Below are 18,557 nucleotides of genomic sequence, written 5' to 3' on the forward strand. Positions count from 1 at the left end.
CCGCCTGCCAGATATGATTGGCTCCGCCCAGGCCATACGGGAGGGAGACACCACTCTGGGCCACCACTATCGGGTGAAACAGATTATGCAGCACTAGTTACGCCGTTCTTCAGATAGAATGAGGGTATGTCCAACGCAGGCCCCATGTGGCAGATCAGCGACGCTGAGCTGCTCGATGCCGCCACGGCTGCGGAAACCCGCCTACGGCAAGCATACGCCGAATCTGTCCACCTGCTGTCTGAATTGGATAATCGCGGAGTTGCCACCAAAATCGGCTACTCCAACACCCCCGCACTACTGATGCACACCCTGCGCATCAGCCGCGCCGACGCCCGACACCGCCTCGCCCAAGCCAACGACCTCCACCCCACCACCACACCCACCGGATCGGTGATCGACCCGGTGCTGCCGCAGACCTCCCAGGCGCTCGCGCGCGGCGAAGTCGGGTCCGAACACGTGGACGTCATCCGCAAGACCCTGGCCGACCTACCGCACCTGGACACCGAACAGCGGGCCACCGCCGAGCAAGTGATGCTGGACCGGGCCGCTGAGGATGACCCGAAAGCCCTGACCCGATTCGCCACCCGAGTCCGCGACATCGTCGACCCCGACGGCCCACCACCCACCGACGATGAACCCAAGCGGCCGGAGCGGATGCTGCGGCGGCATATCCGCCGGGACGGCACCCTGGAATTTAAGGGTCACCTCGACCTTGAGTCAGCCCAGCTGTTCGAGAACCTCCTCAAGCCGTTCGAGAAGCCGCACCCGGAAGGCAACGACACCCGGGGCTATGCCGAACGGGCCGGTGATGCCTTCGCCGACGTGCTGAAGATGGCCGCCCACAGCCCGGACCTGCCCACCCACAACGGAGTCAGGACCGAAGTCGCGGTCACCATCACCTACCAAGAACTGCAACACGCCCTCGACAACGCGGTCCTCACCGACAACACCTCGCTCACCGCCCGCGACGCCCGCCGCCTCGCCTGCGACGCGAGGATCATCCCCGCCGTCCTCGGCACCGACTCCCAACCATTGGATGTGGCCGTCCCGGCCTACACCACCCCAGCCCACATCCGCCGCGCACTAGTCCTCCGCGACCGAGGATGCAGCTTCCCCGCGTGCGACCGACCCTCCAACGTATGCGACTCACACCACGTCCTCGAATGGCGAAAAGGCGGCCCGACCAAGCTGAAAAATCTAGCGCTCCTCTGCCAGCATCACCACCGATTGATCCACCATAGTGACTGGCAAGCAGAAATGGTCAACGGCAGACCCCAATTCATTCCCCCAGCATATGTGGACCCGTCACGCACCCCCAGACGCAACCACATCCACGGCCCCCTCCCGAGGACGGCATGATTCACCTAGCCGCGCCAGCGAATCACGCCCGCAACCGGGAAAAGCGCGTGCCCGCGCAACACACCCCAGACTGGAGTGGGGTCTCCCTCCCGTATGGCCTGGGCGCAGCCAATCATATCTGGCACGTGGTGTCCGAACCTTCGATAGCCGTCCGGTCCGCCTACGGAAATCAGCAACAAGCGGGAGCCATACGGACCGAAACCCAAGCCGGACACCACGTGCCAGATATGATTCCCTTGGGCAGGCCATACGGGAGGGAGACCCTACGACCAAGACAACTAAAACAACCAGCAACACCCAACAAAGGACTCCCTCTTGGCGGCCTGCCTGAGCGGCGAGCGAACAATCTTTTCAGTCCGGAAAACCAAAGAGCGAATTCAAGGAACCGCAGCGAAATCATGGTCAGAAGGAGTCGCGAAGGCCATCCAGGCCGTTGAGGATCAGGTCCAGGCCGAATTCGAATTCGGCTTTGTCGTCGCACCAGCCGAGGGTGGAGGTGGGGTCGTTGTGGACTATGTCGGCCATCATGGCGGCTAGGTGGGGGAGGTTGTCGGCGAGGTTGGCGAGGATGGCTGCTGTTTCTTCGGGGGTGGTGGGGCCGGTGGAGGGGTCGAAGAGTTCTTGGGTGAAGCCGAGGGCTCGGCTGCCTAGGGCGTGCAGGGCGTGGTGGGCCAGGTCGTAGGAGAAGCCGCCGGCTCTCATCAGGGCGAGTAGGCCGTCGTAGTACTTGAGGACTTCTGGGCTTGTCGTTGTGCGGGTCTCGAAGACGCTGGGGGCCCAGGGGTGGCGGAGGAGGACTTCGCGGGCCGACAGGATTCGGTGGCGCACCGCGTTCTTCCAGTTGGCGCCGTGGGCGGGCAGGTCGAGCTTGTCGACGGTGTCGTTGATCTCCCGGGCGATCACCGTTGTGAGGCCGTCGAGGACGTCTTCTTTGTTGGCCACATGGTAGTAGAGGGACATTGCCTCCGCGCCGACCGCTTCGGCCAGGCGGCGCATGGTGACCGAGCCGAGGCCCTGGTTGTCGGCGAGGGCCACCGCGGCGTGTAGCACTCGGTCGCGGGTAAGCGGCACCCGGGGCTCTGGTTCGGGCATGGTCACCTTGATGATCTTACAAGGTAAGGCTGAGGTATTGACCTGTCTTACGGTGTACGGCTATCTTACGTTGTACGACTTACAACGTAAGGGGAGCTAGATGAAGGCCTACGTCCTGCGGTCCTACGGTTCGGCCGAGCTCAGGGAGATCGACACACCCAGTCCCGCCGACAACGAGGTCCTGGTCCGGGTACGCGCGACGTCCGTCAACCCGTACGACTGGCACTTCATGAAAGGCGAGCCGTACATCGCCCGCCTGATGCCCAGTGGCCTCGGGTTACGTCGCCCGAAGATGCCCATCCTCGGCTGCGACATGGCCGGCCAGGTCGAGGCGGTCGGCAAGGCGGTCACCCGTTGGCAGCCCGGCGACGACGTGTTCGCGCTGCGGGAGCAGGGCGGCTTCGCCGAATACGTCACGGTCCCGGAAGACCTGCTGGTGTCGAAGCCGAAGAACCTGTCCTACGAACAGGCTGCGGCGGTGCCGATGGCGGCCGTCAGCGCCCTGCTGGGCCTGCGCGACGTCGGCAAGATCCAGCCAGGACAGAAGGTCCTGGTCAACGGTGCCGCGGGCGGTGTCGGCACGTTCGCCGTGCAGATCGCGCGGGCTTTGGACGCGATCGTCATCGGCGTCTGTAGCGGTCGTAACACCGATCTGGTTCGGTCCATCGGCGCCCACGACGCGATCGACTACGGCAAGGAGGACTTCACGCGTACCGACCAGCGATACGACCTCTTGCTGGACATCGCGGGCAGCCGTTCAGTGCGAGCATGCCGGCGCGCGATGACTCCCAAAGGGACATTCGTCTCCATCGGCGGCAAGGCCGGGCGATGGCTCCAACCGGTCGGTCACCTCCTGTCGACGATGGCCACCGCGCCCATGGTGTCCCAGCGTGTCGGGGCTATCGACGCAGTCAAGGCGATGCGGACAACTCAGCACCTCACGATGGTGAGCACGCTCATCGAGGACGGCAAGGTCACTCCGGTCATCGACCGGTGCTACCCCTTCGAGGAGATCCAGTCCGCCGTCGCCTACCAGGAACAGGGGCACACCCAGGGCAAGGTCGTGGTCACAGTCTGACCGATATTGGTTGGACCGTCCCAGCCCGCGTGGACTTCACTGTCTCCGTGCCTCTTCCCGATGGTTACCGGACCGAGCGTCCCGCCCTCGCCCACGTGCCGGAGATCCTGGCGCTGGTCCACGCCAGCGATGTCGCCGCGGTGGGGTTCCCCGACTTCGACGAGTCCGAAGTGGTGGCCGCGCTGACCGCGCCGGGCTTCGACCCGGCCGCGGACTCCTGGCTGGTGCGTGACGGGCAGGGCCGGCTGGCGGGATGGGGCTACCTGGACGCGCCCTCGGCGGACGCCGACGAAGTGTTCTGCGAGGCGTACGCCCATCCCGGCCAGGATTCCGCAGTCCAGGCGACGCTGATCGACCTGCTCCTCGGCCGACTCGCCGAACGCGCCGCCGGCCGGCCGCAGGTGACGGCCAAGGCCGGCGCGATACCGACCGAGACGCAGTACATCCAGGTGCTCACCGACGCCGGCTTCGCGTTCGAGCGGCAGCAGGCCCGGATGACCCGGCCACTGACCGGGAACGAGCAAAAGCCCACGCCTGTACCGGGTTACACCGTACGTGAATTGCGTACTGCCGAACTGCCTGACTGTCACGAGATCCTGCGAGTCGCGTTCGCCGACACCGCCCAAGCCTTCCAGAGCACTGTGGACGAACTGGCGGCCGCGCCGAACATCCTGTGGGCGGAGTGCCTGGTGGCCGAGGCCGACAATGGCGCACTGGCCGGGGTCCTGCTGTCGTCGAACCAGTCCGCCGACAAGAACGAGGGCTGGGTCAAATGGCTCGGTGTCCTGCCGGACCATCGGGGACGCGGGCTGGCCACCGCGCTGTTGTCGACCGCGTTCGCCGGGTACGCCGAGCAGGGCCGGACCGCTGTCGGGCTCGGCGTGGACACCACCAACCCGACGGGCGCCTACCGCCTGTACGAGTCACTGGGCATGACCGCCGCCTACCGGGTGAACATCTACCAGCAGGACGTCGCCGGCTCACGATGACAAGTGGGCGATGTCTCCCAACGAGAGCGGGGCGGGCGGAGGCAACGGGATGACCGGATCCGTGCGGTCGCCCCGAAAGGCTTCGAGCAGGTAGGCGACAAGCCGCCGCGACGCGGCCACCGCCGCTTCCACCGAGTCAGCGGCCAGGCCACCGTTGGCCTTGAACACCAGCGTCACGTCGCCGGGCACGAAATCGGCCCGCAGCTGACCGGTCTCCTTGGCGCGCCGCACAAGATCGGCGAAACCGCGCAGGCCTCGGTCGCGTTCCTGTTCGAAGTCCACCGCTTCACCGAAAGCCGCGCAAAAACCCCGGTCAACGGCGTGCATGACAGTCACCTTCTCGATGACGGTACAGAACCCCCGCCACGGGTCTGGATCGGCCAACGCGTCGTCCACAACGGACACACACTCCGCGAACTGCTCGGCGAACACCTCCTTGACCAACGACTCCTTCGTCGGGAAGCGGCGGTAGAGCGTCGCGACCCCGACACCGGCGTGCCGCGCGATCGCCGCCATCGGCACGTCAAGCCCGCGTTCGGCGAACAGCCGCCGCGCGACCTCGACGATCCGGTCCCGGTTCTGCCGCGCGTCGACGCGCAACCGGATGCGAGACACGTCGGCACTCATGTCTCTCACTTTAGACCAAGTGGATGGACCACTCCACTTCTCCCGCTACCGTGGACGGGTGGCAAACCAAAACACGCTGCCCCGGCAGATGGTCAGTCGTTTCAACAGTTTCGTGGCGGGTCTGCGGAACTCGCCCCGGTGGGGCCGGATGGTGCGCAAGCGCATCACGATGGTGACGTACACCGGCCGGCGTTCCGGGCGCACCTTCAGCACACCTGTCGCCTACCGACGAGTAGGCGACGTCGTCACGATCGGTGTCGCCATGCCCGACCTCAAGAACTGGTGGCGCAACTTCCTGGGCGAAGGCGGCCCGATCTCGCTGGAACTGGACGGGACCGATCACCTGGGCCACGCGATCACCCAGCGGGACGAGAAGGGCCGCGTCACCATCACCGTTCGCCTGGAGAACAGGTGACCTGGGCGTCCGCCCAGTCGGCGTGGTCCAGACCGTTCCCGTCGCCCGCGGCACCGACCACCAGGTCGACCACCTGCGCACCCGCGAGCGGGACGTCCACCGCCAGCGGCGCGGAGGTGCCGGTGAGCGTGGGTGACGTGTAGACCGTTGTCCCGTCGGCAACCACGGCGAAGGTCACGCTTCCGCCGCCGTGGGTTTCGTCGTCCACGCCGACCGTGGCCGTGAACCGGGAACAGTGTCCGGCCAGGTAGAGGCCGATATCGCTGTCGGCGTGCGCGCCCAGGCCCTTCGGGTGGACGGTGCCGCGGAGGGTGATCGGGCGGCCGTCGCCTGCTCCGTTCTCACCGTTGCTCGTGTCGCGTTCCGCTGGTCCCCAGCCGTTGGTGGCCGTGAGGAACGGCAATGCGCTGGCCAGGCTTGTGGTTGTAGGTGGCACAGGCAGGCCGCGGACGATCCGGGTGTCGGTCGCCGAGAACCGGCCGAGGTGCGCGGACACAGACAGCGGTTGGGGTTGGGCGACCGCGCTGGCCGGGACGGTGACCCGCCAGCTCACGGTGGCAGGTCGGCCGGGCAGCAGCCACCGCAGTTTTGTGGGTGACGTGGGCACGGCGGTCCAGCCGGCCGGCAGTGCCAGGTCGGTTGTCACGCCGGCCACCGGCAGCACGGCACTCACCTGGGCGGAGACGTCCACGACCTGCCCCGGCTCGACCGTGTTCGGCGCGGTGGCGGACACACCGAGCAGATTCAGGGCCGGGATGTGCTGAAAAGGGTCGTATCGCGGACTCTCCACTGTGGGCACTTGCAGGCCGGTCGCCTGGGTGCCGTACGACTCCAGGCTGACCTTGCCCAAGCCGCCGGTCCCGTCGGTGTTCCACACCGCGATCGCGATCGTGTTGGCGCCGTTGGGTTTCAGGATCCCGGTCGGGATCGGGAAGCTGTGCTGCGGGCCGAGGTCGTTGACGTACCTGCCTAATTGCCAACCGTTGACGAAGATCTGCGCGCGATAGTGCCGTGCGGGGTCGTCGTCGATCCTGATCCCCACCGAAGTGTCCTGGCCGCGCGGCAGATCCAGGTTCGCCGTCGTGCGATACCAGGCCACACCCGGCGTTCGGTCAGTGTTCGGCAACGTGGCCGGCTGCCACGAACCGTCCGGGAAGCCCGGCTGCGACCAGCCGGCCCGCTCGCCGAACAGCCCGCCGTTGTTCATCGGCCCCCGAACCGGGTCACTCCCCTGCTGCCCCTGGATCCGCCAGGTGAGTGCGGTCAGCGGCGCGCCGGTCAGCACAGCGCCGGTGAGGCCACGCGCCTCCTTGTGGGTGTCGTTGGAACCGTAGTCCTCGTTGTGTCCCATGTTCTCCACGAGCACCGACACCACGTTGTCCTTGCCCGCCAAAGCGGCGGGGAACGTGAACGTGTTGCGGGCGGTGTTCGACGTGCCGAGGAACGTGCCGTTCAACCAGACCGACCACGCGCCCGCGCGACCGGTGTTGGCGGCCAACGTGATCCCGGTTTCCTTGCCGGTGCCCCGGAATCGGCCTCGGTACCAGACATCGCCGTAGTGGAACCCGTAGTCGTCGGCGAACAGGACGGGCAACGTGCCGGGCGCGGTCGTGCTGGGCGAACTGGTCTTCGTCGCCACCTGCCATCGCGAGTCGTCGAACCCGGGCTGCGCTTCCGGCGATTCGGCCTTGTACCGCCACGACGTCAACGCCGGTAGCGTCACGGGCGCGGGACCGCCCAGCCTCCCCAGTCTGCTGCCGCTGGCCGTCTGTTGCGTGGCCACCCGCACGCCGTTCCACCGCACATCCCCGCTTTGCGCGGCGAAGACCTCCAGATCACCTGCGGCCGTTGTGTCACCCGTCAGTGCTAGTCCGTTGGCACTACGAACCAAAGACGGTCCGCGCACCAGAATGGGACCGGATGCTGTGTCCTGACGCCAGAACGTGCTCGCGGTCTCGTCGGTGCCCAGCAGGAGCAGCAGCGGACGCTTTCCGCCTGTCACAAGGACTCGCGCCAGCCCGGTGTGCGTGTAGTTCAACCGCAGGTCGCCGCGGTCGGCGTCCCATGTGGACTCTACCGAGCCGTCGAGAACGGTGACCGTCGGCTTGGTGTCGTACTGCAGGACGGTCTCGCCGGCCTGACCGGCCCGCCCGTACAGCAACGCGACGTCCTGGGCGCCGATCTGGGCGTGGGTCATGATCTCCGACGTGGAGTACCGCAGCCGCTGGTCCCCCATCTGGTAGCCGGCGACCAGGATCTTGGAATCCCGACCGGCCAACGTGATGGCCGTCCCGGGCTGCTGCGGCACTGACGGGTAGTACACGGAACCGGTGGGTGGCACGTCGACCGCGTCCACGACCACGAACGGCGCGGTGCCACGGGGGTTGCGCTGACCGGTCACCACGATCCGCAGCGTGTGCTGGGTGTCGGCCAGGCCGCTGGCCGCGTACAACACCTGCTGGAACACCTTGTTCGGGGCGTATCCGTCCACAGTGGCCACTTTGGTGCCGTCGAGGTAGACGTCGGCGACGCCGTGGCTCGGGTCCTTCGACGACACCCACCGCACGCCGGTGCCGGTGAACGGCACGGTCACGGAGTCGCCCGCGACCTGGCTGAACGACTCGGTGTGCCGGAAGTCCCCGCTGGTGTAGTTCTGCTCGGGCCCGACATGGCTCCAGGTTCCGCTGTACGCCAACTCGGCCGCCACGTCGTCGTGCGTGTAGGTCGAGCGGGCGCCGAGGTCGATGGCGATGTGCGTGTCGTCGGTGGACGTGGACGTCGGGTCGCTGTGCCGGAGCGTGTGGAACTGTGTGTGGTCGTCCGGGTTGATCCGGGCGGTGTCCACCACCGCCGCGGAACTGGGCGCGGTCACGGCGAGCTGGTCGGTCTTGGCGAGCGGCGCCACCGCCTGGGTGAAGTAGCCGATCCGCTTGTCCGCGTCGTATTTCGGGCCGAGCTGGCGTGACTCGGTGATCGGTGCGCCGTAGTCGTAGGACGTGTACACCTGGCTCGGGTCGGCCAGCCAGCCCCAGGACGTGCCGCCGTACGTCATGTAGAAGCTCTGCGCGGTCGCCCCGACCGCGATGTTGTTCTTGTAGAACACGTTCACGAAGTCAGGGCCGGTGAGCTGGCGGCACTTGTCGTAGCCCGGTCCGCCCCACGGGTCGAACGAACCGCCCTGGAACTCCGGGGAGTACAACGGCTTCCCCTCGACCCGCGCGTAGGTGATGTCGCTGAGGCCGTGCCACGCCGTCGGGTTGGAACAGTTGAAGCCCTGCGGGTAGGAGTCCGGGCCGTCGACGTCCAGGGCGCCCGCGCCGCTGGAGAACGTGCCGTTGTGGTTGCCCGTCAACGGAACTGTGATGCCGTCGGCCTGCGCCTTGCGCTCCAGGTGGGTCATGTAGTCGCGGGCTGGGCCGGACGGGTCGTAGAACTCGTTCTCGACCTGGTAGAGGATCACCGAGCCGGTGCCGTTGGTGAGCTGGTGGCGCGCCAGGATCGGGTCGATCTTCGACAGCCACTCGTCCGCCGCGGCCAGGTAGTCCGGGGCCGTGCTGCGCGCCCGGCCGGGCTGGGTGGTCAGCCAGCCCGGGAAGCCACCGGAGTCGGTTTCGGCGTTGATGTACGGGCCGGGCCGGGCGATCACGTAGATCCCGACGTCCCGGGCGATGTCCAGGAGCCGGTCCATGTCGCGGATCCCGGTGAAGTCGTAGACCCCTGGCGCCGGCGAGTGGAAGCCCCAGTCGAAGTAGATGGACACCGCGTTGAACCCGCCGGCCTTCATCTTCTCCAGCACGTCCCGCCACAGCCCCGGGCTCGGTAACCGCCAGTAGTGGAACTCGCCCGACCACAGGTAGGTGCGTTGCCCGTCGATCATGAACGAGTAACCGTCGTAGCTGACCGTATGGCCGGCAGGCTGTGCCGCTGTCGGGGCGGCACCGGTCGGCACCGCCGTCCCGAGGAGCAGGAGCAGCGCCGCCACAGCCGCCCTGAGCGCTTGTCGTGTCCACGCCGACCATCGAGCCGCGCCCATGCGCCAGCCCTCCCGTGTTCCGTTGAGCGACAGTGACCAACAGTATTCGGACAGTAACCAGCAAGAGTAGACACAGTCAAGCAGCCCGATTCAACAAAATCGAACATCGCGGCGGTATTCCGCCATTCGGCCGCGGTCATAAGACGGCCCTATGGCCGCCCTGGATGCCTCGGACCGCGCCGTATCCCCTGGTCAACGCGAGAGATGGCGGTTAACAGGCAAAAACATAGCGTTGAACGAATTCATGCCGGCGGTCACGCTTTTCCTGCCCTGCAATTGTCTTGGAAAGGTCGGCCGATGAAACGGAGACCGTTAGCATTCGCGATCCTGCTCGCCTTGGGACTGGCGTCGGTCGCGGCCACAGCCCCCGCCGCGACCGCCGCCGCCTGCGGTGACCAGGTGATCGCCAACGGCGGGTTCGAAAGTGGTTCGTCCGGGTGGACCGCCACCAGCGGCGTTGTCTCGACCGCCACCGCACAGCAGCCCGCCCACGGCGGGACGCAGATGGGCTGGCTGGACGGGTACGGCAGCGCGCACACGGACACGGTGTCCCAGTCGGTGACGCTGCCGGCCGGGTGCACGTCGGCGTCGCTCACCTACTGGCTGCACATTGATTCCGACGAAACGACCACAACGACCAAATTCGACACATTGGTCGCGCAAATTGGTTCGACCACCGTGGCCAGTTATTCGAATTTGGACAAGGCCACCGGATACCAACAGCGCACGATCGACGCCACCCCGTTCCTCGGCCAGACCGTCACACTGAAGTTCACCGGTGTGGAGGACGCCAGCCTCTCCACCGACTTCGTCGTCGACGACATCGCGTTGACCACCACGGGCGGCTCCGGCAACCAGAGCCCGACCGTGACCAACCCCGGCCCGCAGAGCGGCACCGTCGGACAGGCGGCGAGCCTGCAGATCCAGGCGTCCGACCCGCAGGGCGACAGCCTCACGTACTCGGCGACCGGCCTGCCCGCCGGCCTGTCGATCAACGCCACCACCGGCCTGATCTCGGGGACGCCGAGCGCGGCCGGCAGTTCGTCGGCCACGGTGACCGCACGGGATCCCGGCGGCCACACCGGGTCTGCCACGTTCTCGTGGACCGTCACGTCCGGCGGCTCGGACGGCACGCGCACGCCGAGCAGTCCTTCTTACACTGTAAACCTGTCGTCGAACAGCACCGGGGACACCTGGACCGGCACCGAGTCGGTGTCGTTCACCAACGCCTCGTCGACCCCGTTGCCCGAGGTCTACCTGCGGCTGTGGGACAACTTCCACGGCTCGTGCCCACAGACGCCGATCACGGTCACCAACGTCACCGGCGGCACCGCGTCGCCGTTGTCGGTGAACTGCACGGCCATGAAGATCACCCTGCCCACCCCGCTCAACCAGGGCCAGTCCGCCACCATCGGCTTCAACCTGGGCATCGTGGTGCCCAGCGGCGCGGACCGGTTCGGCCACGACGGCCCGAACAACTTCATCGGCAACGCGTTGCCCGTCCTGGCGATCCGCGACACCGCGGGCTGGCATCTCGACCCGTACACCAACAACGGTGAGTCGTTCTACACGGTGATCAGCAACTTCGACGTCACCCTGGCCCACCCGACGGCCCTGCCGACCCCGGCGTCCGGCAAGTCGACGGAGACCACCAGCGGCGGCACGACGACCACGCACGCGATCGCCAACAACGTCCGCGACTTCGCGTGGGCCACCGGTCCGTTCACCAAGATCACCGGCACGTCCAGCAAGGGCTTCGTGGTGAACGTCTACTCCACGAGCGGGATCAGCAGCGGCAACGCCCAGTCCATGCTCAGCACCGCGACGAACGCCCTGGACGTCCACTCCGGACGCTTCGGCGACTACCCGTACGGCGAGGCGGACGTGGTGCTGGACAACAACTTCTGGTTCGGCGGCATGGAGTACCCGGGCTTCGTGCTCGACGTCGTGTCGTCCACGGCACTCGCGCACGAACTGGCCCACCAGTGGTTCTACGGCATCGTCGGCGACGACGAGTACAGCACTCCCTGGCTGGACGAGGGCTTCACCGACTACGCCACCGACCTGTACAACGGGATCACCGGCGCGGGCTGCGGCATCACCTGGCAGTCCAGCGCGGAGAAGCTGACCAACAACATGGGCTACTGGGACGCCCACTCGTCCCGGTACAGCACAGTGATCTACGGCTACGGCAAGTGCACCCTGCACGACCTGCGCCGTCTCCTCGGTGACACGACAATGGCCAACCTGTTGAAGTCCTACGCCCAGTCGCACTGGTACGGAGTGTCCACAGTGGCCGAATTCAAGGCCGCGGCCCAGGCGGCGGCCGGCTCGACGGACCTGACGTCCTTCTGGGCCAACCACCGCGTGGAAGGCTGAGAAATCCCAGGTGTCCGGCACTCCGTGCCGGACACCTGGCCCTGGTTCACGCGAACCAGTCGAACCCGTCACCAAGGCCCGCGACGGCACCGTCGTAGGCACCGCCAACGGCCCCGCCGAGCGTCGCTCCGGCGAACGCGCCGCCCTCCTGGCCAACGGCTCCGCCGATCGCACCGCCGACAGTGCCGCCAATCGGGGCCAAAGCCGGTGAAATGGCGCCCGCGGCGGCACTTCCCGCAGCTGACCCAGTGGCCTGCCCCACAGCGCCGCCGACACTTCCGCCGACCGAACGGCCGATGTCACTCGTGGTTTTGGCGGTGCCGGTGGCGGTTCCCGTGGCACCACCGATGGCGCCGGTGACACCTCCGGCCGCTGCGCCACCCGCAACCGCGCCCGCCTGGCCGCCGGCCTGCTCGCCGAACTGACGGCCGGCTTCCGCACCCGCTTGTTGAGCCGCGTCGGGGTCGTTGCCGGTCAGGGTTCCGGCGATACGGCCAGCAAGCCCACCGGCGGTTTGGCCGGCCAAGCCACCCAGGGTCTTGCCGATCTGCTTGCCCGTGTCGATCCCGAACGGAACCAGGTCGTCCAGGCCTGTGGCCGGCGAAGTGGCCTTGGCCCGTGGGGCCTTTTGGGATGGAGTGTCCACGGCGGCGAACTCAGTCGCCACAGGCCCATTTCGCCGCGCCGGCTGCTTGGCTGGAAGCGCCTCGACCCGGGCCGCCAGCGGTTCCGTGGCCGCGGTCGGCAATGCCTCGGCTGCCGGCAGGGCGTGTGCGACCAACTGAACCCGCCCGGCCGACCCGCCGAGAACTGCCGTCCGCACCGGTCCGGACTGGCTGTCGGCATCGGGATGTTGAGCCACCTTGGGCGGGCTGGCCAGATCGCTCACCGCCGCTTTGCCGCTCGACGCCGTCTGGTCCTTGCTCTCGCCGCCGGGCTGAGTCGCTGGTACGACCTGCCGGGACATCGCCGCGGACGGAAGCACTGCCACCGTCGTGTCCGGGCCCAGCGACAACGGCGTGACTAGGCTTTCCGAGCCGGGTGTGAGCTGGGCGAACAGGGTGCCGGCGGCCACCGCGCCGCCGACCACCATGGCCGGCAGGGCGTACTTCGGGCCGGCGGCCCGTGTCGCTTGCCTTTGACGTCTGTGTTTGCCTGTGTTTCGGCCCTGCCGCCCCTTGCCGTGACTCATCGTGGCACCTCCTACCGCCCCGCTGACTACTTGCCAGTAGGTCACGGCCCGGTATACCAGTCCGTCACCTGGAGTGCCCAGGTTGTCACGGTATGAGAACCACCACGGGTGACAGACAGTCATTGTGTATGAGTAACGCGCATATGGACGGTCAGGGCTGGTCGAAGGCGAGGATCGCGCCGACGAACTGGTCCGGGTCGGTGTCGATCGCTTGGTGTGCTTGTCCTTGCAGGGCGACGATGTTCGATCCGGGGATCTGCGCGGCGATATTGGCGGTGGCGGCTCGCACGTAGCCCGGTGACTCCGTGCCCAGCAGCATCCGCACCGGCGCCTTGATCTCCGCCAGCCGGGAGTCGGCGGCGAACGCGATCACCTCGTCCAACTCCCGAAGGATCGTGAACGCCGCGGTCACCCGCGCCGCCCAGACCTCTGTTCCCTTCATGGTGTCGATCATCGCTTGCGGCAGGTGCAACGCCTCGCGGTAGAACCCGTCCAACAGCTCCGCCGGGTCGGTGAGGGCCTGGAGTCGCGCGAGCGCGTCCCGTGAGACGACGGGCAGGCCGGGTGATTCCATCGGCGGCTCGTACAACATGATTCGACGGAAGCCGTGGAGCAGCGCGGCTTCGATGGTGACCAGGGCGCCGTAGGAATGCCCGACGACGTACACGTCACCGCCGGCCGCCTCCGCGACCGCGGCGACGTCCTCGGCCTCACGTTTGAGTGAATACGCGGAGCCCTCGTTGGTGCTGAGGCCGCGGCCTCGACGGTCCATCAGGTAGACCTTGTACCGCGCAGCCAGTTTGTGTTGGACAGGGGCCCAACGGATCCGGGTGGCCGTGCCGCCGTGGACAAGCACCAGAGGCGGGCCTTCGCCGAGAGTCTCGTAGCCGATCACGGTACCGTCAGGGGACACCACTGTGCTGGGCATATCGCGAGGTTACCGATGAACGGCCTGCTGCCGCTGGATACGAGTGTTGACGTGCGCGATCGGGCAGTCCAAGTGGCTGTTCTCCCGGTCGGCAGTTTCGAGCAGCACGGGGCTTTCCTGCCGCTGATCACCGACACGGCCATCGCCACGACCATCACTCGGGCGGTCGCCGACGCCTATCCGCTGCTGCACCTTCCGCCGGTCACCATCTCCTGCTCGCACGAGCACGCCGCCTGGCCAGGCACGGTCAGCATCTCGGCCACCACGCTCTACGCCATCGTCAAGGACATCCAGGCGTCCCTGGCCCGGTCCGGTGTCCACCACCTGGTGGTCGTCAACGGGCACGGCGGCAACTACGTGCTGTCCAACGTGGTCCAGGAGAGCGAGCGGATGGGGTTGTTCCCGACCGAAGTGGACTGGAACACCGCCCGGTTCGAAGGTGGGATCGAAACGCCTGTGGACAGTGACATGCACGCGGGCGAACTGGAGACATCCATCCTGCTGCACGCCCACCCGGAACTGGTGCGCGCGGACTACGCCGACCACGACCATCTCGCCGACGACCGCCGGCACATGCTGACGCTGGGGTTGAACGCGTACACGACCACCGGAGTCGTCGGCGAGCCCTCGCTGGCCACCGCCGAGAAGGGCCAGTACGTGCTGGCCAGCCTGGTGAAGTCCTTCGGTCAGCTGCTGGACGTGCTGAAGCCGTCCAGCTGAGGCAGGATGTGCGCCAGCCGTTCCCGCTTGGTCTGCAGGTACGGCAGGTTCTCCTCGTTCGGCGTGATCAGCAAGGGCACCCGTTCGGTGATGCTGATGCCGTGGCGGCGTAACGAGTCCAGCTTGTGCGGGTTGTTCGACAGCAGCCGGACCGACGCGATCCCCAGGTCATGCAAAATGTCCGCGGCGATGTGGTAGTCCCGCGCGTCCACCGGGAGTCCTAACGCGACATTCGCTTCGACGGTGTCCAAGCCGTTTTCCTGCAGCTGCATGGCCTTCAGCTTGGCGAGCAGGCCGATCCCCCGGCCTTCGTGCCCTTGCAGGTAGACGAGTACGCCCGCGCCTTCGGCAACGATCGCGCGCATCGCGGCGGAGAACTGTTCGCCGCATTCGCAACGGTTGCAGCCGAACGCGTCTCCGGTCAGGCATTCGGAATGTAGTCTGGTCAGCACCCCGCGAGTCGGGATGTCGCCGTACACCAAAGCTATCTGCTCACAAGCGAGATCGGGGTCGTGGTACCCGACGGCCCGGAAGTCCCCGTAGACCGTGGGCAGGACAGTGTCCGCCGACCGCTCAAGTTCCGCTTGCCGCATACCGTTTTCCCCATTTCCGCAGCACCGGCGCCTGCACCAGCAGCACGCCGGCCCCGGGCAGGCCCGCGACCATCGCGAGCACGCCGTAGACCACCGCGGTGGTCAGCCCCTGGGCCGCCCCCAGCCCGGCCGCGCCGAACGCCAGCGCCGCCACACCTTCCCGCGGACCCCAGCCGCCGATGTTGATCGGCAACCCCATCGCCAGCAGACACAGCAACGCCAACGGCAGCAACTGCCCGACGTTCGCCTTCAGGCCGGTCGCGTCCGCCGCGACGATGAACAGCGTGATGTTCCCGACCAGGCAGGCCACGGACAGCCCCAACACACCCGGCCACGACTGCCGCGAGAACAGGCCGCGACGCACGTCGTCCAGCGTGCGGCGCAGGCTCGACCCGCGGCGGGCCAGCCGGCGGCTCACCATGAGCGTGACCGCGAGCAGCCCCACCACGACGAGCACGACCCACACGATGTCCTGGACGCTCGGCGGCACCAACGTCGGCGTGGCCGCGAGCACCGCGACACCGGCTGCGATGAGCACGATCTGCCCGGCGGTCCGTTCGAGCACGACGGCTTTCACGCCACGGGCTATGTCGCCTTCCTTACGTCCGTGCTTCCACGCGCGGTGCACGTCACCTAGGACGCCCGCGGGCAGTACGGAGTTGAGGAACAGCGCACGGTAGTAGTCGGACACTGCCTGTGACAGCGTCAGGTTCAGGCCAAGGCTGCGGGCGACCAGGCACCACCGCCACGCGCACGCCACGGTCGTGCCGAGGCCAAGGGCCAGCGCGGCGATGATGTGCGTGGTGCTGATCAGCTCCAGACTGTCCACAAAGCTCCGAGTACCCAGTTTCCAGACAAGTACTCCCAGAATGCCCACTCCGATGAGCATCTGCAGCCAGGGCCACACCTTCCGCATCACCGCACCACCTTCGGGATCGCCAGCAGGTCGGTGTGATGGACCACCACCCGCAAGTCCGTAAGCCTCCGCTCCAGATACGGGCGACCAGGCAGATCCGGTTCAACCTCGCGCGCGGCCGACACCCAGCCGCGCAGCCATTCCGCCGCGAGCGCCTCGTCGTCCGGCCCCAGCCGCCACGGGCTGGGCCGCAGGTGCACGTCAAAACCGCCGAAGCCGAAGGCACGCACAGCGGCGTCTGCCGCGTCTGGCCCGAGCAACCGGCGGCCGTCCGTCTCACGCCGCTGGTGCTCGTTGAACGCGGCCATGAACTCCCGGTCCAACCGGTCCGGCCGCGCGAACTCGACCTGGCCGGTCACCGACAGTGCGAACAAGGCGGGACATCCGGCCTTGACGCACGCCCTCGCCAACTCCCTCATCTCGTCCTCGGTGAGCAGGTCCAGCAACGCGGACGCGGTCACCAGCGACGTCCCAGCGAGTTCGGACGCGCGCAGGCTGGTGATGTCCCGCTGCTCCGCGATCGCGTTGTCGGTGATGGCCAACGCCAGCAGCTGCGGGTCGCGGTCGTGCAGGATCCACCGCTGCCGGTTCGGCAACCGCCCGGTCAGCCAGCGGCCCATCGAGCCGGTGCCGCACCCCAGGTCGCGGATGAGCAGGTCGCCCTTGAGCGCCGGACGTAACAGGTCGACGAGTTCGGTCGACCTGGCAGCCGCGTCCGCGCCTTCGCGCAGCCGCAGCCACTCCGGCGGGATCGTGGTCAACGCGCTCATGCTGCGCATACCGCCCCCGTTTCCAGCCGGCTGAGGACTTCGCCGAGCAGCCGGGCCGTGGTGTCCCATCCGGTCAACGTGCTTCGCCGCGCCAGCGCCGACGCTCTGAGGCGCTGGTGGAAGTCGGGCTCGGTAAGGAACCGGCGCAGCGCGGCCGCCAGTTCCGCCGGGTCGCCGGGGGTGATCGCCATGCCGGGCACGCTCCCGTCCGGCGCTTGGCCCAGCGTGTCCGGGCCGGCGTTCACGGCCGACACGAACACCGGGATGCCGCGAGCGAGCGCCTCGGTGATCACCATGCCGTACGTCTCGCCATGAGAAGGCAAGACGAGCAGGTCCGCCTGGGCGTACGCGGCTTCGAGCGGATCGCCGCTCTTCGGACCGGCCAACAGGATCCGGTCGGTCAGTCCGTGCAGCGCGATCAGGCCACGCAGTTGGACGACGAACTCGGGATCACGCGCGAGCGGCCCGACGCACTCACACGTCCACGGCAGGTCCTTCAGGTCCGCCAACGCCGCCGTCAGCACGTCCTGCGCCTTGCGTGGAGTCACCGCCGCCACGCACAGCAGCCGCCCGCCCGTGCCTGTCGCCACCGGCGCCGGATCGACACCCGGCGACGCCACATGCACGCGGTCGACCGGCAGGCCGTGGTGCTCCACCAGCCTGCGCCCAGACCATCGGCTGGTCGCGATCACCGCGGCCGCGGCCCGCAGGGTCTCCTTCTCCCGGGCGTTCAGGTCGGCGGCGACGGCCGGGTCACGGCCGGTCTCGTCCGCCAACGGCATGTGGACCAGGACCGCGACACGCAGCCGATCCGCCTCCGGCACGACGACCTCCGGCACACCGCACGCCACCAGCCCGTCCAGCAGGACCGTCGTCCCGTCCGGAAGATCACGCAAAGTACGCGCCAGTTCGGTCCGGGCGTCGTCGTCCGGGGTCGGCCAGGTTCCGCCGACGGCCCGCGCCTCGAGCCCCAATGCCGCGCACATCCGCTGGTCGTAGACGTTCCCACCGCTGGGAACGTCCGCGTCGGCGACGTCACCGGGCACGACGAAGGCGATCACAGCGGCCGCCTGTACCCCGCCCACGCCACGTGCGACTCACGCAGCGTCACCTCGATCTCCGCGATGCCCTTGGCGCCCGCGCCGAGCTTGCCGCCGTGGACCCGCTCGGCCAGCTGGTCGGCCACGTACTTGGCGAGGAACTCGGTGGACGTGTTCACACCCTTGAACTCGGGCACCTCGTCGAGGTTGCGGTAGTTGACGTACTCCAGCAGCGCGCGCAGCTCCTGGGTGGCCAGGCCGATGTCCACGACGATGTTGTCGGCGTCCAGTTCGGCGCGGTGGAACGTGGCGTCCACCACGAACGTCGCCCCGTGCAGCCGCTGCGCCGGGCCGAACACCTCGCCACGGAAACTGTGCGCGACCATGACGTGGTCGCGGACGGTCAGGCTGAACACAGGTCCCCTT

At 67.7% G+C, this 18,557-nt stretch carries 16 protein-coding genes; 6 read left to right on the forward strand and 10 right to left on the reverse strand.

Annotated elements, in window-relative coordinates:
* Nucleotides 1-126: 126 nt before the first annotated feature.
* Nucleotides 127-1,359, forward strand: coding sequence for an HNH endonuclease signature motif containing protein (locus EV192_RS46290; RefSeq protein WP_132125151.1), 1,233 nt, complete (start codon nucleotides 127-129; stop codon nucleotides 1,357-1,359).
* A 402-nt stretch (nucleotides 1,360-1,761) separates the two neighbouring features.
* On the opposite strand, the gene EV192_RS46295 is transcribed toward EV192_RS46290, so the two are convergent.
* On the reverse strand, nucleotides 1,762-2,451 hold the full coding sequence (locus tag EV192_RS46295; protein WP_132125152.1) for a TetR/AcrR family transcriptional regulator C-terminal domain-containing protein: 690 nt from the start codon (nucleotides 2,449-2,451) through the stop codon (nucleotides 1,762-1,764).
* A 100-nt stretch (nucleotides 2,452-2,551) separates the two neighbouring features.
* Between EV192_RS46295 and EV192_RS46300 the strand changes: the two genes are divergently transcribed.
* Together EV192_RS46300 and EV192_RS46305 are read left to right on the forward strand one after the other, a co-directional pair.
* Complete coding sequence (locus tag EV192_RS46300) at nucleotides 2,552-3,529, forward strand: NAD(P)-dependent alcohol dehydrogenase (RefSeq protein ID WP_132125153.1); 978 nt, start codon at nucleotides 2,552-2,554, stop codon at nucleotides 3,527-3,529.
* Nucleotides 3,530-3,576: 47 nt separating this feature from the next.
* A complete protein-coding gene (locus EV192_RS46305; RefSeq protein WP_132125154.1) occupies nucleotides 3,577-4,518 on the forward strand; it encodes a GNAT family N-acetyltransferase in 942 nt (313 codons plus the stop codon).
* Here EV192_RS46305 and EV192_RS46310 read toward each other — a convergent pair.
* The gene (locus EV192_RS46310; RefSeq protein ID WP_132125155.1) at nucleotides 4,510-5,145 is read right to left on the reverse strand and encodes a TetR/AcrR family transcriptional regulator; all 636 of its coding nucleotides are present in this window, start codon (nucleotides 5,143-5,145) and stop codon (nucleotides 4,510-4,512) included. The two genes, EV192_RS46305 and EV192_RS46310, sit on opposite strands and share 9 nt — an antisense overlap.
* 88 nt (nucleotides 5,146-5,233) lie before the next feature.
* On the opposite strand from EV192_RS46310, the gene EV192_RS46315 reads away from it, so the two are divergent.
* Nucleotides 5,234-5,560 carry a hypothetical protein gene (locus tag EV192_RS46315; protein WP_132125345.1) on the forward strand — a complete coding sequence of 109 codons (327 nt, stop codon included), beginning with the start codon at nucleotides 5,234-5,236 and terminating at the stop codon, nucleotides 5,558-5,560.
* Here EV192_RS46315 and EV192_RS46320 read toward each other — a convergent pair.
* Nucleotides 5,535-9,593: a beta-galactosidase gene (locus EV192_RS46320; protein ID WP_132125156.1), complete on the reverse strand. Its 4,059-nt coding sequence runs from the start codon at nucleotides 9,591-9,593 to the stop codon at nucleotides 5,535-5,537. The two genes, EV192_RS46315 and EV192_RS46320, sit on opposite strands and share 26 nt — an antisense overlap.
* A 297-nt stretch (nucleotides 9,594-9,890) precedes the next feature.
* Here EV192_RS46320 and EV192_RS46325 point away from each other — a divergent pair, with 297 nt between their 5' ends.
* Complete coding sequence (locus EV192_RS46325; protein ID WP_132125157.1) at nucleotides 9,891-11,972, forward strand: putative Ig domain-containing protein; 2,082 nt, start codon at nucleotides 9,891-9,893, stop codon at nucleotides 11,970-11,972.
* A gap of 46 nt (nucleotides 11,973-12,018) precedes the next feature.
* On the opposite strand, the gene EV192_RS46330 is transcribed toward EV192_RS46325, so the two are convergent.
* Together EV192_RS46330 and EV192_RS46335 are read right to left on the reverse strand one after the other, a co-directional pair.
* Nucleotides 12,019-13,164, reverse strand: coding sequence for a hypothetical protein (locus tag EV192_RS46330; protein ID WP_132125158.1), 1,146 nt, complete (start codon nucleotides 13,162-13,164; stop codon nucleotides 12,019-12,021).
* 151 nt (nucleotides 13,165-13,315) lie between these two features.
* Nucleotides 13,316-14,092, reverse strand: coding sequence for an alpha/beta fold hydrolase (locus EV192_RS46335; protein ID WP_132125159.1), 777 nt, complete (start codon nucleotides 14,090-14,092; stop codon nucleotides 13,316-13,318).
* Nucleotides 14,093-14,107: 15 nt separating this feature from the next.
* Between EV192_RS46335 and EV192_RS46340 the strand changes: the two genes are divergently transcribed.
* On the forward strand, nucleotides 14,108-14,812 hold the full coding sequence (locus tag EV192_RS46340) for a creatininase family protein (protein WP_132125160.1): 705 nt from the start codon (nucleotides 14,108-14,110) through the stop codon (nucleotides 14,810-14,812).
* Here EV192_RS46340 and ribA read toward each other — a convergent pair.
* Genes ribA through EV192_RS46365 form a run of 5 tightly spaced genes read right to left on the reverse strand, consistent with a single transcriptional unit; the run spans nucleotide 14,779 to nucleotide 18,547 of the window.
* Nucleotides 14,779-15,405: a GTP cyclohydrolase II gene (ribA, locus tag EV192_RS46345; protein WP_132125161.1), complete on the reverse strand. Its 627-nt coding sequence runs from the start codon at nucleotides 15,403-15,405 to the stop codon at nucleotides 14,779-14,781. The genes EV192_RS46340 and ribA overlap by 34 nt on opposite strands.
* On the reverse strand, nucleotides 15,386-16,321 hold the full coding sequence (locus EV192_RS46350) for a lysylphosphatidylglycerol synthase transmembrane domain-containing protein (RefSeq protein WP_132125162.1): 936 nt from the start codon (nucleotides 16,319-16,321) through the stop codon (nucleotides 15,386-15,388). Before EV192_RS46350 ends, ribA begins: the two co-directional genes overlap by 20 nt.
* Nucleotides 16,321-17,082 (reverse strand): class I SAM-dependent methyltransferase, encoded by a 762-nt coding sequence (locus EV192_RS46355; protein ID WP_132125347.1) that lies wholly within the window; start codon nucleotides 17,080-17,082, stop codon nucleotides 16,321-16,323. Before EV192_RS46355 ends, EV192_RS46350 begins: the two co-directional genes overlap by 1 nt.
* 5 nt (nucleotides 17,083-17,087) lie before the next feature.
* A complete protein-coding gene (locus tag EV192_RS46360) occupies nucleotides 17,088-18,149 on the reverse strand; it encodes a glycosyltransferase family 4 protein (RefSeq protein ID WP_243727531.1) in 1,062 nt (353 codons plus the stop codon).
* Nucleotides 18,149-18,547 (reverse strand): 6-pyruvoyl trahydropterin synthase family protein, encoded by a 399-nt coding sequence (locus tag EV192_RS46365; RefSeq protein WP_132125163.1) that lies wholly within the window; start codon nucleotides 18,545-18,547, stop codon nucleotides 18,149-18,151. Before EV192_RS46365 ends, EV192_RS46360 begins: the two co-directional genes overlap by 1 nt.
* Between the last annotated feature and the right edge of the window lie 10 nt (nucleotides 18,548-18,557).

This window comes from Actinocrispum wychmicini (genome assembly GCF_004345645.1).
Classification (GTDB): domain Bacteria; phylum Actinomycetota; class Actinomycetes; order Mycobacteriales; family Pseudonocardiaceae; genus Kibdelosporangium; species Kibdelosporangium wychmicini.